Below are 21,199 nucleotides of genomic sequence, written 5' to 3'. Positions count from 1 at the left end.
TTCTATTTATATAACCCGTTCTAACGGGCGGTTCACTTCCTCATATAGAGGCTACGAACCGCCCACTAGAACGGTAATGTGTAGTTCTACTACACTATTAATTACTCATAACGCAATGCTTCAATTGGATCTAATTTCGCAGCTTTATTTGCTGGAATTAATCCGAAAATAATACCGAGTGTCATCGAGAACAGTACGCCTCCAACGACAACTTCCCACGAAACGAGCGGTGGCCATTTTGCGAATGTAGAAACGATATATGCTCCGCCATACCCAAGACCAATTCCGATTAAACCACCTAGAAGTGTTAACATAACTGCTTCAATTAAAAACTGTAATAAAATTTTACTACGCGTTGCTCCAAGTGCTTTACGTACACCAATTTCACGTGTACGCTCCGTTACAGATACGAGCATAATGTTCATAACACCGATACCACCAACGACTAATGAAATACCAGCGATACCACCGATAATCATTGTCATAATACCGGTCATCTTCGAAATACCTTCTTGAATTTCTTTTAAATTCATAACTTCATATTTACCAGTTGCATCAGTTGGTTTACGACTATTTAAAACATCTGCAGCTTTTTTACCTGCTTTTTCTAGATTATCTACATTTTTTGCTTGAACAGAAATATTTTGAATTTCATCTTTTCCATACAGTGTCGGCCATAATGAAATTGGAACTAGCGCTTCTGATGGTCCCATTCCCATAAACTCATTATCTGATTTGTAGACACCAATAATTTGCATCGGTTGACCTTTCATTTCAATAATTTTACCGACTGGATTGGTATCCTTAAACACCTTTTCTTCCATTTGTTTACTAATCATAACAACGTTATTACCTTGATCCACATCTGATTCTTGTAAAGAACGTCCCTTTAACAACTTTACTTTATTTACTGCAAAGTACTCACTATCTAATCCAGTAATACTCACCATTTCTTTTTTATCTTCAATATCAAGTGGTTCCATGGTTGAATTTGTTGTTACCACATGTGCGATTTCTGGAATTTTTTTAATTTCAAAAATGTCTTCTTCAGTTATCTTCGGTGCTTCTACCATTCCCATACCGAAAGGATCGTTTATATCTGCACTATAATGAATCGGAACCGTTTGATTACCTGCCCCAACAAACTGGGATTTCAATGCAGCTTCCCCGCCTTGCCCAATTGCAACGACAGTAATAATCGAACCTACCCCGATAATAATACCCAGCATCGTAAGAGCTGAACGCAGTTTATGAGCTAAAATAGAAGATAAGGCAATTTTTATACTATCTAGTAAACTCATACCGCACACCTTCTATCTTCTGTAACTTTCCCGTCTCGCAGTACAATGCGGCGGGAAGAATACGCTGCCACTTCCTCTTCATGCGTAACCATAACAATCGTCGTACCTTCTGCATTAAGCTTCGTGAAAATATTCATAACTTGCTCACCAGACTTCGTATCAAGTGCACCAGTCGGTTCATCGGCCATAATAAACGTTGGATTATTTGCAATCGCTCTTGCAATCGCTACACGCTGCTTCTGTCCACCTGATAACTCATTTGGTAAATGATGCACGCGATCTGCCAATCCAACTTTACCTAGCGCCTCCAAAGCACGCTTGCGACGCTCTGCTTTCTTCACGCCACCGTATACGAGCGGAAGCTCAACATTTTCCACTGCTGAAAGACGAGGCAGTAAATTAAAATGCTGGAATACAAAGCCAATATATTCATTACGAATTAAAGCAAGCTTTGACTCGTCTGCTGTTAAGATATTCACGTCATTCAGCATATATTCGCCTTCTGTTGGACGATCTAAACAACCGATAATATTCATAAGCGTCGACTTACCAGAGCCAGACGGTCCCATAATCGAAACGAACTCACCGCTCTGAATCGTTAAACTAATACCGTGCAAAATCGGCACTGCCAACTTTCCTTGATAATACGTTTTAGCAATATTATTTAACGTAATCATTTCTCTTTCACTTCCATTCCGTCATACACATCGTCGGAAGGATTTTTAACCACCTTTTGCCCCACTGTTACGCCTTCTACAACCTCTGTCCAGTCCCCATCAGTAGAACCTTTTTTCACATTTTGTTTACGAAGCTTACCTTTATCCTCAACATAAACAAATGCATCATCGCCTTTTGCTACAATACTCTTACTTGGGACAGCAATCATCTTCTTATTCTCTAAGTTTACTTGCAGAGAAACGTGGTAACCTGGAGATAAACCGTCTTGGCTATCAAGACTTGCTTTATATGTATATTGAGACATATTTTGAGTTGCTTCACCCATGCCGCCAGCTTGCGCCATCTCTGCACTTGTTGGGAACTCACTTACCTCTGTAATCTTACCTGTCCACTTCTTCTTATTATTTGCTTTCGCCGTTACAGTGAATGTTTGATCTTTTTGAATTTGTGACTTCTGAAGCTCAGTTAACGTACCTTGAACTTGGAATGGATCTTTAGAAGCTACTTGTAAAAACGCTTTTCCTTGACCACCTAACGCTTGAGATGAGCTTTGTGCCGCATCTTTATCTAACTTTTGAACAACACCAGCGAAATTACTATAAATCGTAAGTTCTTTCTGCTTCTTACTTAACTCTTCTTTCTGCAACTTTCCTTTTTCTTTCTCAAGGTCAATTGTTTTTTGCCCTATCTCTAACTCGTTTACTTGCTCGTCCATCGGATCTGTTACTTCTTTCCCAGCTCCGCTATCTTTCGCCTTCTTAATTTCTTTCTTCAACGAATCAATCTTCTTTTTCCCTTGATCGTAACGCATATCCGCCATCTTCTGATCAAGCTCAGCTTGCTTCATTTGAAGATTAATCTCTTCATTATCATAAGAGAATAACTTCGTACCTTTTTCTACCTCTTGCCCTTCTTTTACCTCAATATCTTTCACTTTCCCTTTGGCCGGATCTGCATAGAAGCTTTCAATATTACCAGGCTTCACCTGACCAGAAATTAACTTCGTATTATTCAGCTTACGCTCTGTCACTTTCTCAAAACTTACAGCATCAGCATTTGTTGATGCACCCTTCTTCTTACCTTGCATAACAAAAATATTAATTGCCGCTACAATAACAATTAGTGCAATAACCCCAATAATAATCCATTTCTTCTTCTTGTTTGGAGTACGAACCGTATTTGGTAACATATTCTCGCTCCCTTTTATAACTTAATAGTTTAATATAAAAATTGTATAAAACTTTCTGAAAATAGATTACATATTATTACATTATTTTTACAAAGTTTTACACATCCATTTATATTGTAACAAAAATTCCAATGATTAGAAATATGACATTATATCTTTTAAGATAGATTTAAGGAAAGGAAAAAGAGCAATTTTAATTGAATAGAAGCCATTCTTTATTAACAAACTTCTTGCCAAAATGAATCATTAAAATCATTTTCCTAATTGCACCATCGCTATTTTGTCATATATATTTGACATTTCATCTATTCAATTATAAAATGTCACATATAAATGACATTTTGGTACACGAGGTCTACAACCATCAATGGGAGGTTTATATTTGAATAACGTTAAACAATATCGAAAATCTGAAGGTCTATCGCAACTAGAGTTAGCTAAAAAAGTTAACGTGGCGAGACAGACAATAAATTTAATTGAAAACAATAAATATAATCCCTCTTTAGCCTTGTGTATCGAATTAGCAAAAGCACTAAAAACAGATTTAAATAGTCTATTTTGGGAGGGAGATTAAATGATGAAAATTGAATGGAAAGAAAGAGTTTATAATAGTTTTGTTGGAACACTAAGTGAGAGAGATGAATATCAAAAACAAGAAATCAATAAAGAGTTATCTGTAGCTGGAATTGGTTTATGGTGGTTAAATATGTTGGTAATGCTTATTATGTTACTTGTTGATACTATGAACCACACAATATCTATAGGAACTATATTTATTTTTCTATCTAATATGATTTACGCTAATTATTTAGCCTTTAAATTCAAGAAAAAAGGTTTAAGTGATACTGAATGTGCAACAAAAGAAGAATATTTACAACACAAGAAAAAATTAAGAAAAGCTGGGTTAAAAGCAGGTGTACTTTGGGGCTTTCAAATGTTTGTTTTTATGAATTATATCCTTCCCTATGTAGGTTCAGAAGAAATCTCTATTTCTTTATTTGATGTTATGCTTTGGGGCTGCGCTGGCGGATTTTTTGGTACAACCATGTATCTATTTGGTTTATGGAATCTAAAAAAATTATATTAAGTAATAAAAATCATTTACATATTAAACTGCAATTTTACATACTATTTATTTTTCCTAAATAAAAATATAAAAGCTATCCAATATAAAAATTGGATAGCTTTTTCAAATAAAATATTATGCTATTTTAGAAGCTTTTCTCTCATGTCCCATTTGAACAATCAGTAAGAATATTGTTGATAAAATACCGCCTGCTAACAGTAACATGAAGCAACCATCCCAGCCAGAACGATCAACAATAATACCAATTGCTGCGTTCGCTACGAAACTACCTCCAACATAACCGAACAGACCACACATACCAACTGTTGTACCTACTGCAAACTTCGGTACTAATTCCATTGCACTTAAACCGATTAAGAACTGTGGTACATAAATTAAACAGCCAATTACAGAAACTGCAATACTTACAACAAGTATACTAGTTGCTTGCCAATATACAATTGTACCAACAACAACTCCAGCCATACTCATAACACATAATGGCATACGTTTTCCTTTGAATAATTTATCACTTAAAAAACCGACAATTAAAGAACTTGGAATCGCTGCTGCTTCAAATATTGAATATGCTGCATGTGCTTCTGTTTTCGTAAAACCTTTAACTGTAGTTAAGTAAATCGGTACCCAGTTAATAACACCGAAACGAATTAAATAAACAAATGCATTTGCAATACATAAGAACCAAACAAATTTATTTTTTACTACATATTTCATTAAAATTTCTTTTGGAGACATCTTGTTAGCATTATCTGCTTTTTCAAGATTTTCATAGTCATTACGATACTCATCAATTGGAGGAAGACCTTCAGATTCTGGCGTATCTTTCGCATTAATCCAAACAAGAACTGAAATTACCATTGCGATAATCGCTGGGAAAATAAATACGCCACCTTGCCAATGACTTTCACCGAAGATACCTACACCAATTCCAATGAATGGTGGAACAAGTAATCCACCAACGTTATGTGAAATATTCCAAAGACCTGTTTTCGTCCCCCGTTCTTTCTTCGAGAACCATTTCGTCATAACAATACTACAAGGTGGTGCTCCCATACCTTGTACAATACCGTTTAGAACAAGTAATGTTAAAATCATCCCAAAGGAAGATGCATAACCGAAACAAATATTAACAAGCCCAGATAAAAATAAACCTACTGCAATAAATCGTTGAGCAAATGCCTTATCCGATAAATTACCCATAAAGAATTTACTAAGTCCGTAAACAACAGCCATTACTGCACCTAATAATCCGATTTGTGTAGTGCTAAATCCGAACTCGTCTACTAAATACGTAGTAGATAAATTAAAGTTACTACGAACTAAATAATAAGCAGCATATCCAACTGAAATCCCGATTAACACACGAATACGTAGTAATCGATATACACGGTCGATCATATCCGCTGGCAATCTTTCAATTGCAGGTGCTGGCTTGAGCCATTTAAACATATATTTCCGTCTCCTTTTCTCACTTCAGAGAGAGACGCTGTCTATTCCATATCTCGATTATTCCGCTATTTGATATATTTTGGTTCGTCCTTCTAACCGGCTGTCCTTCTATTTCTTTCTCATTCTTCGCAAACATCGTTGGTACGCCAAACGACACTTTTTCTAAAATATGCCCCGCTTCTTCTGATAAACAATAATCAATAAATAAATCCGCAATAATACCACTCGGTGCACGTTTTAGTTTAGAAATCGCATTAACAGATAACCCTGTTTGCTCAGGTTCGTTACTTAAAATCGGAAAGCCTTGTTTTTGAAGCATTCTCTGATCTCCCATAAAGTTGATGCCTATCATATATTCACCGCTCGCAACAAGTTCTGCTGGGATGTAACCATTCACTGTTACTTCTCCAACTTGTTCTGCCAGATTCTTCACATATCCCTTCGCTTCCTCTTCACCTAACGTATCAATCAGTGATTGGAAAAACGTATATGCTGTACCTGAAACATTTGGATCGGGCATGACAATCTTTCCTTTATATACTGGATTCAATAAATCTTTCCATCTTAACGGATACGAGAGACCGAGCGGCGCTATTTCCTCGTTCCACCGCTCTTTATTAATCGCAATTGCCAGCTTCTCCACTTCATAACCGTACCAATAACCATCTTTATCTTTAACAGTTTTTGAAATACGATTTGCATGTTGGCTTATCACAGGAATAGAAAGATTTTTTTGCTTCATCATTTGATGCGCATCTACTGTACCGCCAATAATAATATCCGCCTTCGGATTTCCAGCTTCTTCTTCCACTCTACGAAGAAGTTCTTCTGTTGAAAGACGAATAAATTCATACGTACATCCGCGCGGCTTACAAAATGATGAAAGTAACGCTTCACCAACTTCCTCACGAGCCGCTACATACGCAACAATATGACGATCATCCAAAATAGGGAGACCATTTTTACTATATTTAATAGAGGTTGTATCTCGAGAGCAACTAGACATCGCTCCTCCAATTACTAGCAAAAAGAAGAAAAAGGCTATCTTTCTCATGACGCATTCTCCTTTACGAATAATTCTGCTAGAGAGCCTTTCATATACATGACATTCCCGTTATTATCACCGAGATATTGCACAACAAAGTACGATGGATACACAGAAATCGTAAGAATATCTTCACGATTATTCTTTACACGCTTACCTGTTTTATAAGCTGTAATATAAGCGATCGGTTCATTCTGCGATTGTAATAACTTCTGAATTTCTCCGTAATCTGTAATTTGCTTTGCGTATCGAATAGAATCAAGTATGTGCGTAAGATTGATAGTACGTACCACATCGCCTTGACGTACTACGACATCCTTTGCTGAAGCAAAGAAATCACTAATACGCTCTGGCGTGTAATACAGGCTTAATAAATACGTTTGAAGTGCTGAAATCATCGGATCCATGCCATTCTTTCCGTATACATTTTCCCCATACTGGAACAAGTCACCTACTGCAAAAGTACGCTTATGTCCATTCAAGTACGTTACTTCTCCAGTAAATACTTGTTCTTGGCTCTTAACGTCCCCTGGCTCTATTCGAATTCGGTCAAAGAATGAAACAATCGTATGCAAACGAACTTCATCCGTTACAACGATTTCTCCCCACTTTTCATGTCTTACTTTCACTTCAATTGGAAGAGATTCATTCACCCTTTGTAAAACGGCTTGTTTATCATTTACAATGTTGATTCGATTATAGATTTGCTTCTCCATAACATAAAACAAAACAAGAGAAACAATCATACAAATGACAAACATAAGAATTTGAAATGATAGCCTTTTCATTTCTGCCTACCTCCAAGATAAAAAAACGTTGTTTCGAAAATACCGCATAATTGTTTCATAAATGTATCATTTAACCGCTTTCAAGTTTTTTATGTCTTCCATCCTTCTCGGAAGCAAAAATGTAATGAATATTGTAGTACCTACTTCTTCACTACTCTCAATCCGCATGCTTCCGCCCTGCTTACTCATAATCTCCTGACAAATATACAAACCATAACCATTCCCGTAACTAGAAGGAAGTGCCTTTCCTTTCGGAGACTCATTCCACTCCGCAAGTACCACTTCATCTATACCGATCCCATCATCATGAACAAAGACCTTCGCCTCATGCTCATTTACAATTACATTCATACGAATGTGCGAAGCATCACTATACTTAATTGCATTATCAAGCACATTTAAGAAAATTTGCTTCGTCTTATCAAAATCCGCAACAACATGTACATCCGTTAACTCATTTACCACTTCAATTTCAAACTGATTTAGACGAGGTTTCACAATTGAAACTGCTTCTTCTGCCAATTCCTTTATGTTCACAACTGTAGGAGACACTTCAAACGTACTCGTCCCATATTTCGAAGACTTAAGCAGTTCCTCTACAAGTGATAATAAACGCTCACTTTCCACAGCCACATAACGAAGACTTTCCTGTACATCTTCTTTCGATTGTAACTTTGGAATTAAATCAACATAACCGATAATTGCCGTTAGCGGTGTTTTTAGCTCATGCGTAATGCGGTCTAGGAAATCTTTCTGCTTCTCTTTCTCCTCCTGCAATTGCTTAATATGCAGTTCAATTCCATCAGCCATCGCGTTAAAAGATGCGGAAAGCTGAGCGATTTCCACGTACTCATTTAACTCAATCTTACTCTTATAATCACCATTCGCGAGCCTCTGTGCCATTTGTCTCAACTGATCAATTGGTTTATGTAGAGACTTCGCTAAACGAATCGCAAAGAAAATACCGGTAGCTACTAGGCAAAGAGATGTCATTAAGAACGTCCAGCTCACATTTGTTAAAACTTCCTTCTCACCCGTTAACTCATTTATAAAACGAATACTTCCAATGACATCGTTTCCATAATAAACCGGGCTTGAAAACAAAAGAATGGGAGCGGGATCCGCCTCCTCAAAAACATAAGACTTCTTCCCCTTCAAGGAACTCTCAATGTCGATGTTACGGTGAAGCAATGCTCCTTTTTGTGTATCTGCAACAACATCGCCATTCTTCCCGATCATCTGCACACGGACATCCATACGCTTCGCTAAATACGACGCAATTAAAAGTGAATTCGGACCAAGCGTATCCACTTCTGCTTCCTTCTCTAAATAATTCATCGTATAAATTTGCGCTTCTACACTTAACTTTTCTAAAGAATCTGCTGCGTTATGATACATATTCTTTTCTAACGTAATATAAACAACTGCATATAAAAGAACAAAAATCGGAATTAACAGCCCAACTATTCCGAACACCATATTTCGCTTTAAAGACATACCATCACCACTTAACAATCCAGTTTATAGCCAACGCCATAAATTGTCTTAATATATTCTCCACTCGTCCCGAGCTTCTTGCGAAGTCTCTGCACCATAATATCAACTGCTCTCGTATTTCCGATATACTCAAATCCCCATACTTTCTCAAGTAACTCATCCCTCATAAACACACGCTGCGGATTTGAAACAAATAACTGACATAAATTAAACTCTCGGTACGTTAACTGAATCTCTTGTCCACTCACATGCACCTTTCTTTCCTTAGGACAAATCACGATCTCTCCAGCCTCAATTACTTCATGACTTACAGCGGCCTCCGTCTTCTTTACACGCCGCGCCATATTCTTAACCCGAAGAATAAGCTCCGCATAATTAAACGGCTTCGTCACATAATCATCAGCACCAAGCTGCAAGCCAAGCAACTTATCATTCATCTGACTCTTTGCCGTTAACATAAGCACCGGAATATCCCTATCCCTCTCACGGAACAAACGAAGCAACTCATACCCATCCGTATCCGGAAGCATAACATCCAAAATCAATACATCCGGCCCTTCATTCCATCGCTCTAAAGCTTCTCTCCCATCAGCCGCTGCTAATACTTCATAACCTTCCATCTCCAACTGCATCCGAATCAAATTACGAATACTCGATTCATCATCAACCACAAGTATTTTCATCATTCTCCTCCTTCCATCCTGTATTATAGTACAGTTTAGTATAGCAAAAATCCTATAAAAAAAGAGAGGGTATTGTCGAACATATTTTGTCGACGATACCCTCTCCCCTTTTTATTATTTAGCTACAAAATAATCCGTTACATATTGTGCCCAAACTTCATGACCTTTAGCAGTCGGGAAACCAAACTCTTCTTTTAAGTATGGTAGGATAGCCTTTGTCGATGCATCCGGCCATGCTCCCCAATGATCAATATATGTATAATTATTTTGCTTCGCAAATTGTTTTAATGCTTCAATCGATTTCGGATAATTTTTCGCACCATAAACTGGATTTGATGGTTGAATCATAATCGTAGCACCTTTTGCACTAGTAGAAAGTGCTTGAACGAACTTCTGTGTATTTGCGACAGAGTTCCCATTACCAGTTTTACCGTTATCAGTAATAAATGGTGGCTCAAATAAAATCACATCTGGATTCTCTTTCGCAATCTCTTTATCACGCTTATTCGCAATTAACTCTTCTGTGCTTTCACCCTTATATTCCTTTACAGTCACATTCCATAAACCTTTACCGTAAGCAGTTTCTAAATTAGACGTTAACTTAGCTGCCCAAGCACCTTTTTCAGATGAAGAAGCTTCATCACCAACAATAATAAGGTTTACTGCCTTTTTATCCTCAGCAGCTTTCTTTAACTTCTCTTTCACTGCATCTGGCAAATTCTTCGCGTATGCTTCATTAAAAGATGACTTCGCATCTTGTTTTTTCTCTTCCTTTTTCTCTTCTTTCTTCGCTCCGCTATCTTTCACTTCAACCTTTGCTTTCGTTACTTCACTCGTCTGTCCCGTTGCATTTGCAACTTTCTTATTCCAGTACAATTTACCGCTCACAATCGAAGCAACAAACAATACAAAAACAACAAGGACAAGTACTGCTTTCTTATTCATCGATTCACCTCATCTATTAATCTCACAATATATAATACTAATATAAATTCATGCAAAAATAAACCCAACTCCTTCCAAAGGAGTTGGGTTATTACATACTACTTAGTCACTTCAAGATGCGCTCTTAATTTATTCGTTAAATCTTGTTTTGCAGCATCTGGAACATAGTAGTACCAAATACCATCAGCCGCTATGTGGCCGTCACCTGGGATTTGGATATCTTCACTATTCTGCAGACAATCTTTATAATTCTTTTGCATATCAAACATTTGATCTTGCGTTAAGTTTGTTTTCACGTTCTTTTGGATTGCTGTTAATACATCACCATAACTTGCTAGCGAAGAGAAGCTTGCGCCTTTCTTAATAACAGCCTGCATCACTTGGCGTTGACGCATTTGGCGACCAAAGTCACCTCGTGGGTCTTCTTTACGCATACGTGTGAATGCTAGAGCTTGGTCACCTGTTAAGTGGATATTTCCCTTTTGGAAGTGCTTTCCTTCTAGAGAAAACTCTAAATCATTATTAACATCTACACCGCCTACTGCATCGACAATGTCTTTAAATCCTTCCATGTTCACTTCAATATAATAATTAATAGGAACATTTAAGAACTTTTCTACAGTTGCGACAGACATGTCTACGCCACCAAATGCATAAGCATGGTTGATTTTATCACTTTTTCCTTTTCCAACGATTTCTGTGTATGTATCACGAGGGATACTTACTGTTTTCATTGAATTATTTTTTGGATTTAACGTGATGACCATTAATGAATCTGAACGACCTTTATCTTTACCGCGCTCATCTGCACCTAATAATAGAATTGAAACAGGTTCAGATTTATTGATTTTTTCTTCTTGTTTATTATCTTGATCGCGTTTTAATGGTTTATGAACTTCATCTAATGTTTTTGAAACCGAAGAATATATATTATAAGCGTAAACCCCTCCACCTATAATTAGTACCCCTATGATTCCTAATATCCAAAATAGGATTTTCTTTTTCATTGCTATAGACCTCTTCTTTCCATTATTCCGAACTATTTTTCAGATAATACAAATACTAACTTAGTCTACTATACTATGATTAATATTCTCTAACTAATATATCATCTTTTACACACTAGGCTGTTAATTATTTGATTTTATAATAATCTACATACCAATTAACAAATTCTTGTAAACCTTTTTCAATGGATGTTTCAGGTTTAAATTCAACAGCTTTCTGCAATAAATCCGTTGATGCATAAGTAGCTGGTACATCCCCAGGTTTAATAGGTTCAAACTCCTTTTTAAATTCTACCGCTCTTCCTAAGGAGTTACTTAGCGCTTTCTCTAACGCTTTAATAAATATCATCAACTTTTCAGGATTATTATTACCAATATTAAATACCTTATGCTTTACATCTTCTATAGGAGGATTATTTAAAAGACGTTGGATCCCTTCAACAATATCATCTATATAGGTAAAATCGCGATATAAGTCGTTTTCAAAATCTCCATTATTAAAAATCTTAATCGATTCACCAGCAAAATACTTATCAGTAAATCCAAAGTAAGCCATATCTGGACGTCCCATAGGGCCATACACCGTAAAGAAGCGAAGTCCAGTAGCAGGAATTTTGTACAAGTGACTATACGTATGTGCCATTAATTCATTTGATTTCTTAGTAGATGCATAAAGTGATACTGGATTGTCTACAAAATCTGTTTCCTCAAATGGCACCTTTTTATTAGCACCGTAAACAGAACTAGATGATGCATATACAAGATGATCTACTGGGTAATGTCTACAAGCTTCTAAGATATTATAGAAGCCTATAATATTACTTTGAATATATACATCTGGATTTTCAATCGAGTATCTTACACCTGCTTGTGCAGCTAAATTCACGACAATATTTGGCTTGTACTCCTCAAAGAGCTTAATAACTATATCCTTATCGGAAATATCGCCTTTAATAAAGGTGAAGTTCTCACATGGCTTAAGTTGCTCTAAACGAGCATATTTGAGATTCACATCATAATAATCATTTACATTATCAATACCTATTACTTTGCAACCTTGCTCTAATAATTTTTTAGATAAAAAATATCCTATAAAACCAGCTGCTCCAGTAATAAGATATGTTTTACTATTATCTAGAGACTTGTATTTCAACTTCATTCAACTCCTTAATACGATCTCTATTTGTTGATTTTCTGCCTACAGAATGGTATTCTACGCCCGCTTCCTGCATTGACCGAACATCATAAATATTTCTTCCATCATAAATTAGTGGTGTTCTCATTAACTTTTTATACATCTCTGGAGTTAGTGCCTTCACTTCTCCCCACTCTGTGAAGATAAAACAAACATTTGCCCCTTCTAAAGCTTGTTCAATATCTGTAACATATGTTATATTTCCTTTTTTATTTCTTCCCTCTGGATACACTTTTGCAAAATTATTTGCACCAACTGGATCAAAAGCATAAATGTCTGCACCTTGCTCTAATAATAAAGGGATATTTTCAAGAGATGCAGCTTCTCTTAAATCATCTGTACCCGGTTTAAATGTTAAACCTAATACCGCTACTTTAAGACCGTTAAAAGTAATTAACCTTTGACTTGCTTTTTTGTATAATAAAGTCTTTTGATTTTTATTTACATCAATAGCAGCTTTTACCGTTTTTAACTCGTAACCATTTTGTCTCGCTAAATATTCTAATGCCTTAGTATCTTTTGGGAAACATGATCCACCAAATCCAATACCTGCATTTAAAAATTTACTTCCAATACGATCATCAAAACTCATACCTTTTGCCACATCTTGAATGTCCGCACCAACTAACTCACAAAGGTTTGCAATATCATTCATATAAGAAATCTTAAGAGCTAAGAAATCGTTAGAGGCATACTTAATCATTTCAGCTGATCTTCGGTTTACTGAAACGATAGGTAAATGAAATGGTTTATAAAGATTCATTAATACCTCTTCAGCCCATTTACTTTCTGTACCGATAACAATCCTTTCTGCATATAACGTATCATGAACAGCAGAACCTTGAGCTAAAAATTCTGGATTTGATGCTACTTCAACTTTCACATTATTAACTAAAAAGTCTTGAATAAACTGCTCCACCTTATCATTTGTTCCAATTGGAACAGTTGATTTTACAACGACAAGGCAATCTTTTTCTACACTTTCAGCAATTTGTTTTGCTACAGTTGCAATATATGAAAGGTTTGCAGAACCATCCGCTTGTTCTGGAGTTCCAACTCCAATAAAGATAGCATCTGCGTCTTTATAAGCCGACTTATAATCTGTTGTATAATTAATTCTACCAGTAGCATAATTTTTCTGCATTAATCCCTCTAAATCAGCCTCATAGATTGGTGAAACTCCTGATTTCATTAATTCTACTTTTTTTTCATCAATATCAACACAAGTTACTTGATGTCCTACTTCAGCAAAGCATACACCAGCTACTAGGCCAACATATCCTGTTCCCGCTACGGCTATTTTGTACATAATTGCACCATCCTTTATCCCTTTTTTACAAGTTAAACTTGAGAAATTATACAAAATCAAAATTTGTATAACCCTATTTTGAAAATCATCCCTCTATTTTTTGTATTTGATCATTTATTATTTTCTGCGATACTATAAAAGTAATCATATATACTAAAGACATTACTGCGGTATATAAACCAATCGCCCAATATGAATCTAAAGATAATATTATAGCTAATACAAATACCAGTAAAACAATAAAAGTCCTAAAAATATCCAAGAATAGAGCCTCTTTTTGTTTTTCAAAAACTTCAAAAACCCTACTAATTGGCATGAAAATTAGTCTTGCAAAAGCTAAAAATGCAATTATTCTTGCATATATTCCCGCTTCATACCAACTATCTCCAAAGACTAACGAAAATAAGAACGGCCCAAACAAGAGCAATATTATTAAAGGTACTAATCCTAATAAAAATAGTCTTTTAAATAAAGTTAAGGATAATTCTTTTAATTTTTGAGGGTTACTTTTACCTGCGTTTGCAGCTTCACCATAAAAAACATCTCCCACTGAATTACCAATTAACATCATTGGCAATCCCACTATTCCATTTGCTAAACCATAATAACCAATCACTTGTGCTCCATATAAAGAAGTTATAAAAAAAATTGGTAATTGAATCCCAGCTGCATTTAATAATTGACTTGGTGCCAAAAACTTTGGGAATCTAATATACCTTTTCGCCCCCCATAAAATCTCTTTTTTACGTATTTTTTTTAATAACCCTTTATCTTTTTTTATTACTGGCACTAGTAATGTTGTTATTCCTGCACTCGTTCCTAAAATATGTCCTAATAAAAGACCAATTGGTCCTAAATTTATTAGACCTAAGGCGATTTTGGTAATATTGGAAGAAACACTTTGACTCAACTTAGTTTTCGAATATGACTTATAATCTTTTTGTCTAAACGCCCATTGAGAAAAAATATTATATAATCCTACAAATAAGATACCTAAAGGAATTAAATATATAAATTCTGATAATACTCTAGCATCAAAAAGACCTAAAAAAGCTTCTTTAAATAAAGCTAAGATTAAAGTTATTAAACCTATATATATAATTAGAATAAAAATGCTTAATGCTAATATATTTATTGCCTTTTCATCATCATCTGCTATCGCTATTGCTGATTCATACTTTAGTGAACTTACAATTGTTAGCATTCCTAATAACGCCATATAAACTGTTAAAATCCCATAATCTTCAGGCGTATATATCCTAGTTATAATTGGCGATACTAATACATTTAATAATTGAGCGAGTCCTGTACCCGCTGAAACCAAAAGAACACTAGCAGCAAACTTACTAATTGCAAACTTTTTAAATTTATTCACGTACTTCACCTTAACCTCAGGACTACTTATAGACTTTCACATTACACCTAAGTAAACCATATTTAATTTTTATATTCTTCAGTCTCTATTAATAGCTTTTTATTTCCTATATTATTTATTGTAATTAAATAGGATAATCAGTTTTATTGAACATCCATGATTTCTAGTAAAACCTTCTCCCATCTACTTTCCCATAATTCCTTGCTAAAAGACTGTGAGACTGTCTGGTATGCATTTTCAACAAGATCTTCTCGTAATTTCTTATTAATAATTAATGTTTCTATAGCCTCATACAAAGCTTTCTCTTCAGGATTTATCAACAGTCCATTATAATTATCTAATACTATGTTAGTCATTCCCCCGACATTTGTAGCAATCACAGCACACCTAGATGCCATCGCCTCTAGCAATGATAAAGATGTTCCCTCTGAACCAATAGTAGGTATTACTGCAATATGATATTGTTCATGAATTTCTAGGCTCTTTTCACTCTCATAAGTAATAAAATCCACCTTTGTATTATCTTTAAATAAATTCTTTAAGTAGGATTCATCAGGTCCACTACCAGCAAAGGTTATTTGTACATTATCATATTTTTTCACAATTCTATTAACGACAGATGCAAACAACCTTGATCCTCTATATTTTTGAAATCGTCTTGCAAAGATAATCTTAATATCCTTTGGTTTCTCTTGATTAGTAATTCTTATCTCTGTGGCATTTGGTATGACCTTAACATCCTTTTCTATGTATGCTACCTGTGTCCTATACCAATTAAGGAAATTATAGTCTACTCCGACCAAAACTTTAACATTATTAAGTCTCTTAGCTGTCCTATAAGCCATAATAGCTCGCCAAAAAACAAATAATAAATTTTTTTGATGAGAATAGTGTTCGTGTCCTCTGACGTCCCATGTTATACCATGTTGTATACCTATAACCCTTTTTTCAGAATTTTGTACAGACATCGTCTCACAAGCAAAAATAATAATATCTGTGTCAGAATTATATTGTTCCTGACATTTATTAAATAACACTTGATTTTTTCTTCTTTTGCTCCATGAAGAATTCATTTTTATACCATATACATCTACACTATTAAACTGTTTTTTAAAATCTTTCTCCGCAAATTGATAAATAACCGGAATTAAATTAAGCTTTTGGGTAACTTTAATAAGTAATTTTATATATGTTTGAATACCACCAATACTCATTTCACTTCCATCAGGTTTATAAAAATTTTCATACAAAATAAACACTTTTCTCATATGATTCAAATCCTTACATTAAAAATTCTTTAAAATAATTAATAGATAACAATTTATCCGCTTCTTTTATCTATTAATTATTTTTTTTGCAACTACTATCCCTTTATAAAGATTTTTTTCAATAAATACTTTAGTAAATATTAAGAGGTATAATTTATTTAATTTATTTTGAGCTACTAGAGATAAAACCAATTTTTGATACTTCATGTTGAATCTCTCAGGCATAGAAAGGTTTGCTAGTTCTGATTTCTGAATAACTTCAGAAAACCAATTTTTTCTTTCATTTCTATTAAAATTGAATTTTTTAGAGAATGATAATTCTAATGCTTTTATTATTTTACATATATACTCGCGTTCAATCATATCCAAAACAATTTCATTTTTATCATTCCATTTAACAATAATATCTTCTCTGTATCTTTTTAGACTCATTACAATATCCAAATAATCAACTGGGAACTTATCCCACTCCCTTTTTAAGTCATTGGTATTGTATACATATAGTATATCCTCGATAAAGCATACTTTCTCTACATGATTTATGTAACGTGAGATAAAAACCTCATCTTGATGTCTTTTCAATGGAGGATATTCTATTTTATTTTTTTTAATCTTGGTTAAATCAAAGAATTTATTCCATGGTGCTCCCTGTATACCGAATTCATCATTCATATTAAAAAAAATATGGTAATTATCTCTAATATAATTACCCTCATAAATTTTCTTTTGATATTTTTTTTCTGAAATAAGGTTTCCATTTATATCTATATTCTTGAAACCAAAAACTATCAAATCACTCTCATACTTTAACATTGCATTGACTAGAGTCTTTACTGTGTTAGGCTCTAATAAATCATCTGCATCCGGAAAATATACATAATCACCTGTCGCCATTTTGATACCATAATTCCTTGCGGGACCAGAACCTTGATTTTCAGTATGATAAACCTCTATCTTTTCATATTTTTCCGCTAATTCTTTACATTTACTCAAACTTTCATCCTTCGATCCATCATCCACCAAAATTATTTCGATATTACTATAACTTTGCCTCACTATAGATTCGACACTCAGCTCGATCTTATCTGCCATATTATAAACAGGAATTATAATACTAACTTTTTTCATCTTCTAATATATCTCCTTTAACCCGGCATATATTTAACATGGCTGCAATATATAGATAAAAATCCCCTTCTATCACAAAACTCCCTGATACAAAAAATCTTAAAAAAAAGGCCGCAGTAAAAAATAACGCAAAGACCTTAGATATCGTATCTTTATTAAAAACAATTGCCTTTGTGATTATAAATATTAATAATAAAATAAAAAGTGTACCAAATACATATCCAAATGAGAGTAGTATCTCATAGAATATGTTATGCACGTAAACAGAACTTACAACTAATCTATCACCAAACAAACCATACATTCCAAACCCCATATTTTCTAATGCATATCGTGCCTCATCATAAATAGCATTCCTTGTATTTGATTCCAATAGTTGATTATTTAACATTTTAGTTAGAAATCTACTATCGGTTAATTCTTCTAATTTCATTAGAAGAATTAATATTTCATTAGAAAAGAAGAATAATAAAATTAAAGACAGTATTACTGCCATAGCACACATTATGACCGGAATAATACCACCTTTTCTTAGTTTAATAAACTCATACAATACAATAAATACTAACAAATATAAAATAGGTGCCCTAGCTCCGAATACAAGTACATTAGTAAAACTTGCTAAAAAAGCAACTAGATTAATAATCGTAAACTTAGTCCTTAATGCACAATAAAGAATCATTATAAAAGGTAGTAAAGAATATGAAAACTCCATATAACTAACATGTTCGACATATCCAACTAGTACGATCCCCATGGTACTTAAAAGAACAGCTAAATAAGCAAATTTGCACAATATACTTAATGCCACGTTCCAATTATTAATCTTACTTACAACGAAAATTGCTATAGGGATAAAAAAGAAATAAACTAATAACATATTTGTTTCTAATAAATACAAACGACTATTTTCAAAAATCATATAGTTTAATAAAAAAACCATAAGAATTAAAAAATAAACTAAAACTCCTTTTAAATAAAATCCCTTATATTTTAAAACTTTTGACATAATAATCATTAATACAATTGCATATATTAAAAAGGTCAATGCAGATGTACTTGAAGTATGGAACTGTTGTACTGAAATAGTATTTATGAATTCAATTATTACCCCTAGTATAATCGTCCATCCTAGTGATTTTATATATGCTATATTTTTCTTTTCTAAGACAGATTGCTCTATATTTTTTTTAAAAACTATCATATTCTTCTTTAACTCCACCTTTGTAAACACAATTATGTTTATAAACTGAACATATGGATACTTTATTAATAATTGATTATTAATGGTATTTTAATTAAGAACTGATAGAGTCTCATCTTATCAACTCTAAAATAATTTGTTATCAAATCCATTTTTCAAATTTCTAGATTCTTATCCTCTACTATTTAAATAATTTTTAACTTTACCTATCAAAACAATTGGCAATACTAAATTCATTTTTGCAAATGGTAGCATAAAACGAACCCTTGATTCTAAGCTATCTTTATCTAATTTAAACCCAAAATTAGCTTTATACTTCCTCAATGCTAATCTGCTTTCTTTCACTGATTTACGGAATCCATAATAAATTACATTTCTATATATCGAAACGACTAGCGCAGTAAATGCAAAACTAACAAGAGTATCCTCATATTTCTCATAGACATTAATCTTTTTCATGTACTTTCCTAACTCTTCACAAATAGGTCCATATGGGTCTTTATTATAGCTCCCTGATTGACTATTAGGATGTATAACATAATGATATAAACCTTTTTCAAGGAACTCAATTTCCTTTGCATAATATAATAGTTTAAAACTATACAGAGCCTCTTCCCCAATTCCAGCTTCTGAATATTTTATATTATTGTTGATTATTAAGTCTTTTTTTACAGCCTTTCGTACGCCACCCCAAGGCATTTTCCCTGTCATCTGATGTCTAATAATAGTCTCTATTGTTTTTTCCTTATATATTGACATTCGTTCATTTTTAATAAAATTCCCGAATATATCTTCTTGCACTATATCAATAAAAATAACATCCGCATCTTTTTTATTTGCAACATTAGCAATGGAAAGGAAATATTCATCTTCTATCCAATCATCAGAGTCTACGAATACTATATATTCCTTCCTATTAGCCTCCCCATCACTAAAGTTAGAAACGTACTCTATAGCAGCATTTCTTGTTCTTCCAGGTCCCTTATTAGAAGAATTATGAAACACTTTTATTCTATCATCCCTTTTGGCATATTCATTCATTATTTGCAAACTATTATCAGATGAGGCATCATCTAGTACAAAGGCTTCCCAATTTTGATACTTTTGCAAGATGACACTCTCTAAACATTTTTCAAGATATTTTTCAGAGTTATGCACCGGTATTATAACTGATATTTTCACTCCACTTTCTGACATATCTTAACCCCTTTCTAATTATTCCTATGATTTCCTTAAAAACTTCTTATATAACCAATTCTGCAATTTTAGCGGGCAAAGAAACATCACTGTTTGTCCTATACTAACCACCAAATAATCTCCGAATCCTGAATAACCTAGTTTCCATAACCTACGAATAGTAGCTATATAACTTTTTGTATTCTCCCAACTCTTCCTACGCTTAGACAGGTCACTATTTGATCGAAAGAGTAATAAAGATTCTTCCAGATTTGCAGCCTTAAATCCTAGGAATAATATACGACCAAATAAATCCACATCTTGATTTCGACGTAAATCTGAATAACCACCACACCCGAGTACTTTACTTTTTTTATACATAACTGTAGGGTGATTAAAAGGGCTTCTCCTTTTTGCAAACTCATAAATATCATTATGTGTATGCGGAACAACTCTAGACGAAATAATTTCACTTGGATTATCATAAAATTCATCTATCATTGTTCCAACTATGACAAGTTCCTTGTCTTTTTTAAAAGCTAATAATTGCTTCTCACATCTTTCTGGAAGAGATATATCATCAGTATCCATCCTAGCAACAATTTCATTTCTACAATTTTTCAAGCCAAGATTTAAGGCTAATCCTAAACCTATATTTTTTTCGCTTACAACAATATTAAACATTTCAGGATACATTTCACTATATTGTTGCAATACATCCTCTAGTTCATTTGACAAAGGGCCATCTTTGACTATAACAATCTCATCCGGCAGCACAGTCTGATTTAACATACTTTCAATACTCTGTTTTAAATACTCTGGTTTTTCTTTACTATAAAGTGACATTAATACACTATAATTTTCCATAAAATCTA

General features: G+C 33.9%; 20 protein-coding genes. 2 read left to right on the top strand and 18 right to left on the bottom strand.

Features of this window, described 5'->3' with window-relative positions:
- Window positions 1-101: 101 nt before the first annotated feature.
- From B9A45_RS02955 to B9A45_RS02945, 3 genes are read right to left on the bottom strand one after another with little or no spacing between them, the layout of a single operon-like run.
- Complete coding sequence (locus B9A45_RS02955) at window positions 102-1,301, bottom strand: ABC transporter permease (protein WP_006922891.1); 1,200 nt, start codon at window positions 1,299-1,301, stop codon at window positions 102-104.
- Window positions 1,298-1,978 carry an ABC transporter ATP-binding protein gene (locus B9A45_RS02950; RefSeq protein WP_000631626.1) on the bottom strand — a complete coding sequence of 227 codons (681 nt, stop codon included), beginning with the start codon at window positions 1,976-1,978 and terminating at the stop codon, window positions 1,298-1,300. The genes B9A45_RS02955 and B9A45_RS02950 overlap by 4 nt, the downstream gene beginning before the upstream one ends.
- Entirely contained in the window at window positions 1,975-3,168 is a 1,194-nt protein-coding gene (locus B9A45_RS02945) for an efflux RND transporter periplasmic adaptor subunit (RefSeq protein WP_000937316.1), read from the bottom strand. The genes B9A45_RS02950 and B9A45_RS02945 overlap by 4 nt, the downstream gene beginning before the upstream one ends.
- Window positions 3,169-3,550: 382 nt before the next feature.
- On the opposite strand from B9A45_RS02945, the gene B9A45_RS02940 reads away from it, so the two are divergent.
- Together B9A45_RS02940 and B9A45_RS02935 are read left to right on the top strand one after the other, a co-directional pair.
- On the top strand, window positions 3,551-3,742 hold the full coding sequence (locus B9A45_RS02940; protein WP_001067016.1) for a helix-turn-helix transcriptional regulator: 192 nt from the start codon (window positions 3,551-3,553) through the stop codon (window positions 3,740-3,742).
- Entirely contained in the window at window positions 3,743-4,255 is a 513-nt protein-coding gene (locus tag B9A45_RS02935) for a DUF3278 domain-containing protein (protein WP_030029401.1), read from the top strand. It abuts the gene before it with no gap.
- A 114-nt stretch (window positions 4,256-4,369) separates the two neighbouring features.
- On the opposite strand, the gene B9A45_RS02930 is transcribed toward B9A45_RS02935, so the two are convergent.
- From B9A45_RS02930 to B9A45_RS02860, 15 genes are all read right to left on the bottom strand, one after another.
- The gene (locus B9A45_RS02930; protein WP_065702810.1) at window positions 4,370-5,704 is read right to left on the bottom strand and encodes an MFS transporter; all 1,335 of its coding nucleotides are present in this window, start codon (window positions 5,702-5,704) and stop codon (window positions 4,370-4,372) included.
- 19 nt (window positions 5,705-5,723) lie between these two features.
- Window positions 5,724-6,758 (bottom strand): ABC transporter substrate-binding protein, encoded by a 1,035-nt coding sequence (locus tag B9A45_RS02925; protein WP_001225645.1) that lies wholly within the window; start codon window positions 6,756-6,758, stop codon window positions 5,724-5,726.
- Window positions 6,755-7,537: a DUF3919 family protein gene (locus B9A45_RS02920; protein WP_084063852.1), complete on the bottom strand. Its 783-nt coding sequence runs from the start codon at window positions 7,535-7,537 to the stop codon at window positions 6,755-6,757. Before B9A45_RS02920 ends, B9A45_RS02925 begins: the two co-directional genes overlap by 4 nt.
- 66 nt (window positions 7,538-7,603) lie before the next feature.
- Entirely contained in the window at window positions 7,604-9,034 is a 1,431-nt protein-coding gene (locus B9A45_RS02915) for a HAMP domain-containing sensor histidine kinase (RefSeq protein WP_084063851.1), read from the bottom strand.
- An 11-nt stretch (window positions 9,035-9,045) separates the two neighbouring features.
- Entirely contained in the window at window positions 9,046-9,717 is a 672-nt protein-coding gene (locus tag B9A45_RS02910; RefSeq protein WP_000699553.1) for a response regulator transcription factor, read from the bottom strand.
- A gap of 114 nt (window positions 9,718-9,831) precedes the next feature.
- Window positions 9,832-10,662, bottom strand: coding sequence for an SGNH/GDSL hydrolase family protein (locus tag B9A45_RS02905; protein WP_084063850.1), 831 nt, complete (start codon window positions 10,660-10,662; stop codon window positions 9,832-9,834).
- A gap of 98 nt (window positions 10,663-10,760) precedes the next feature.
- The gene (locus B9A45_RS02900) at window positions 10,761-11,669 is read right to left on the bottom strand and encodes a polyisoprenyl-teichoic acid--peptidoglycan teichoic acid transferase TagU (RefSeq protein WP_016118919.1); all 909 of its coding nucleotides are present in this window, start codon (window positions 11,667-11,669) and stop codon (window positions 10,761-10,763) included.
- Window positions 11,670-11,796: 127 nt separating this feature from the next.
- On the bottom strand, window positions 11,797-12,822 hold the full coding sequence (locus tag B9A45_RS02895) for a GDP-mannose 4,6-dehydratase (RefSeq protein WP_033694300.1): 1,026 nt from the start codon (window positions 12,820-12,822) through the stop codon (window positions 11,797-11,799).
- A complete protein-coding gene (locus tag B9A45_RS02890; protein ID WP_016118921.1) occupies window positions 12,800-14,173 on the bottom strand; it encodes a UDP-glucose dehydrogenase family protein in 1,374 nt (457 codons plus the stop codon). Before B9A45_RS02890 ends, B9A45_RS02895 begins: the two co-directional genes overlap by 23 nt.
- Window positions 14,174-14,258: 85 nt before the next feature.
- Entirely contained in the window at window positions 14,259-15,548 is a 1,290-nt protein-coding gene (locus B9A45_RS02885; RefSeq protein WP_255301339.1) for a lipopolysaccharide biosynthesis protein, read from the bottom strand.
- Window positions 15,549-15,691: 143 nt separating this feature from the next.
- The gene (locus B9A45_RS02880) at window positions 15,692-16,816 is read right to left on the bottom strand and encodes a glycosyltransferase family 4 protein (RefSeq protein WP_084063848.1); all 1,125 of its coding nucleotides are present in this window, start codon (window positions 16,814-16,816) and stop codon (window positions 15,692-15,694) included.
- A gap of 66 nt (window positions 16,817-16,882) precedes the next feature.
- Complete coding sequence (locus B9A45_RS02875) at window positions 16,883-17,944, bottom strand: glycosyltransferase family 2 protein (RefSeq protein WP_084063847.1); 1,062 nt, start codon at window positions 17,942-17,944, stop codon at window positions 16,883-16,885.
- The gene (locus tag B9A45_RS02870; RefSeq protein ID WP_016118925.1) at window positions 17,931-19,148 is read right to left on the bottom strand and encodes a hypothetical protein; all 1,218 of its coding nucleotides are present in this window, start codon (window positions 19,146-19,148) and stop codon (window positions 17,931-17,933) included. The genes B9A45_RS02875 and B9A45_RS02870 overlap by 14 nt, the downstream gene beginning before the upstream one ends.
- Before the next feature lie 171 nt (window positions 19,149-19,319).
- Window positions 19,320-20,345 (bottom strand): glycosyltransferase family 2 protein, encoded by a 1,026-nt coding sequence (locus tag B9A45_RS02865; protein ID WP_016118926.1) that lies wholly within the window; start codon window positions 20,343-20,345, stop codon window positions 19,320-19,322.
- A gap of 24 nt (window positions 20,346-20,369) precedes the next feature.
- A complete protein-coding gene (locus B9A45_RS02860) occupies window positions 20,370-21,191 on the bottom strand; it encodes a glycosyltransferase (RefSeq protein WP_016118927.1) in 822 nt (273 codons plus the stop codon).
- Window positions 21,192-21,199 lie beyond the last annotated feature (8 nt).

Source organism: Bacillus sp. JKS001846 (assembly GCF_900176455.1).
In the GTDB taxonomy this organism is placed as follows: domain Bacteria; phylum Bacillota; class Bacilli; order Bacillales; family Bacillaceae_G; genus Bacillus_A; species Bacillus_A cereus.
This window is presented reverse-complemented; position numbering and strand designations above follow the sequence as displayed.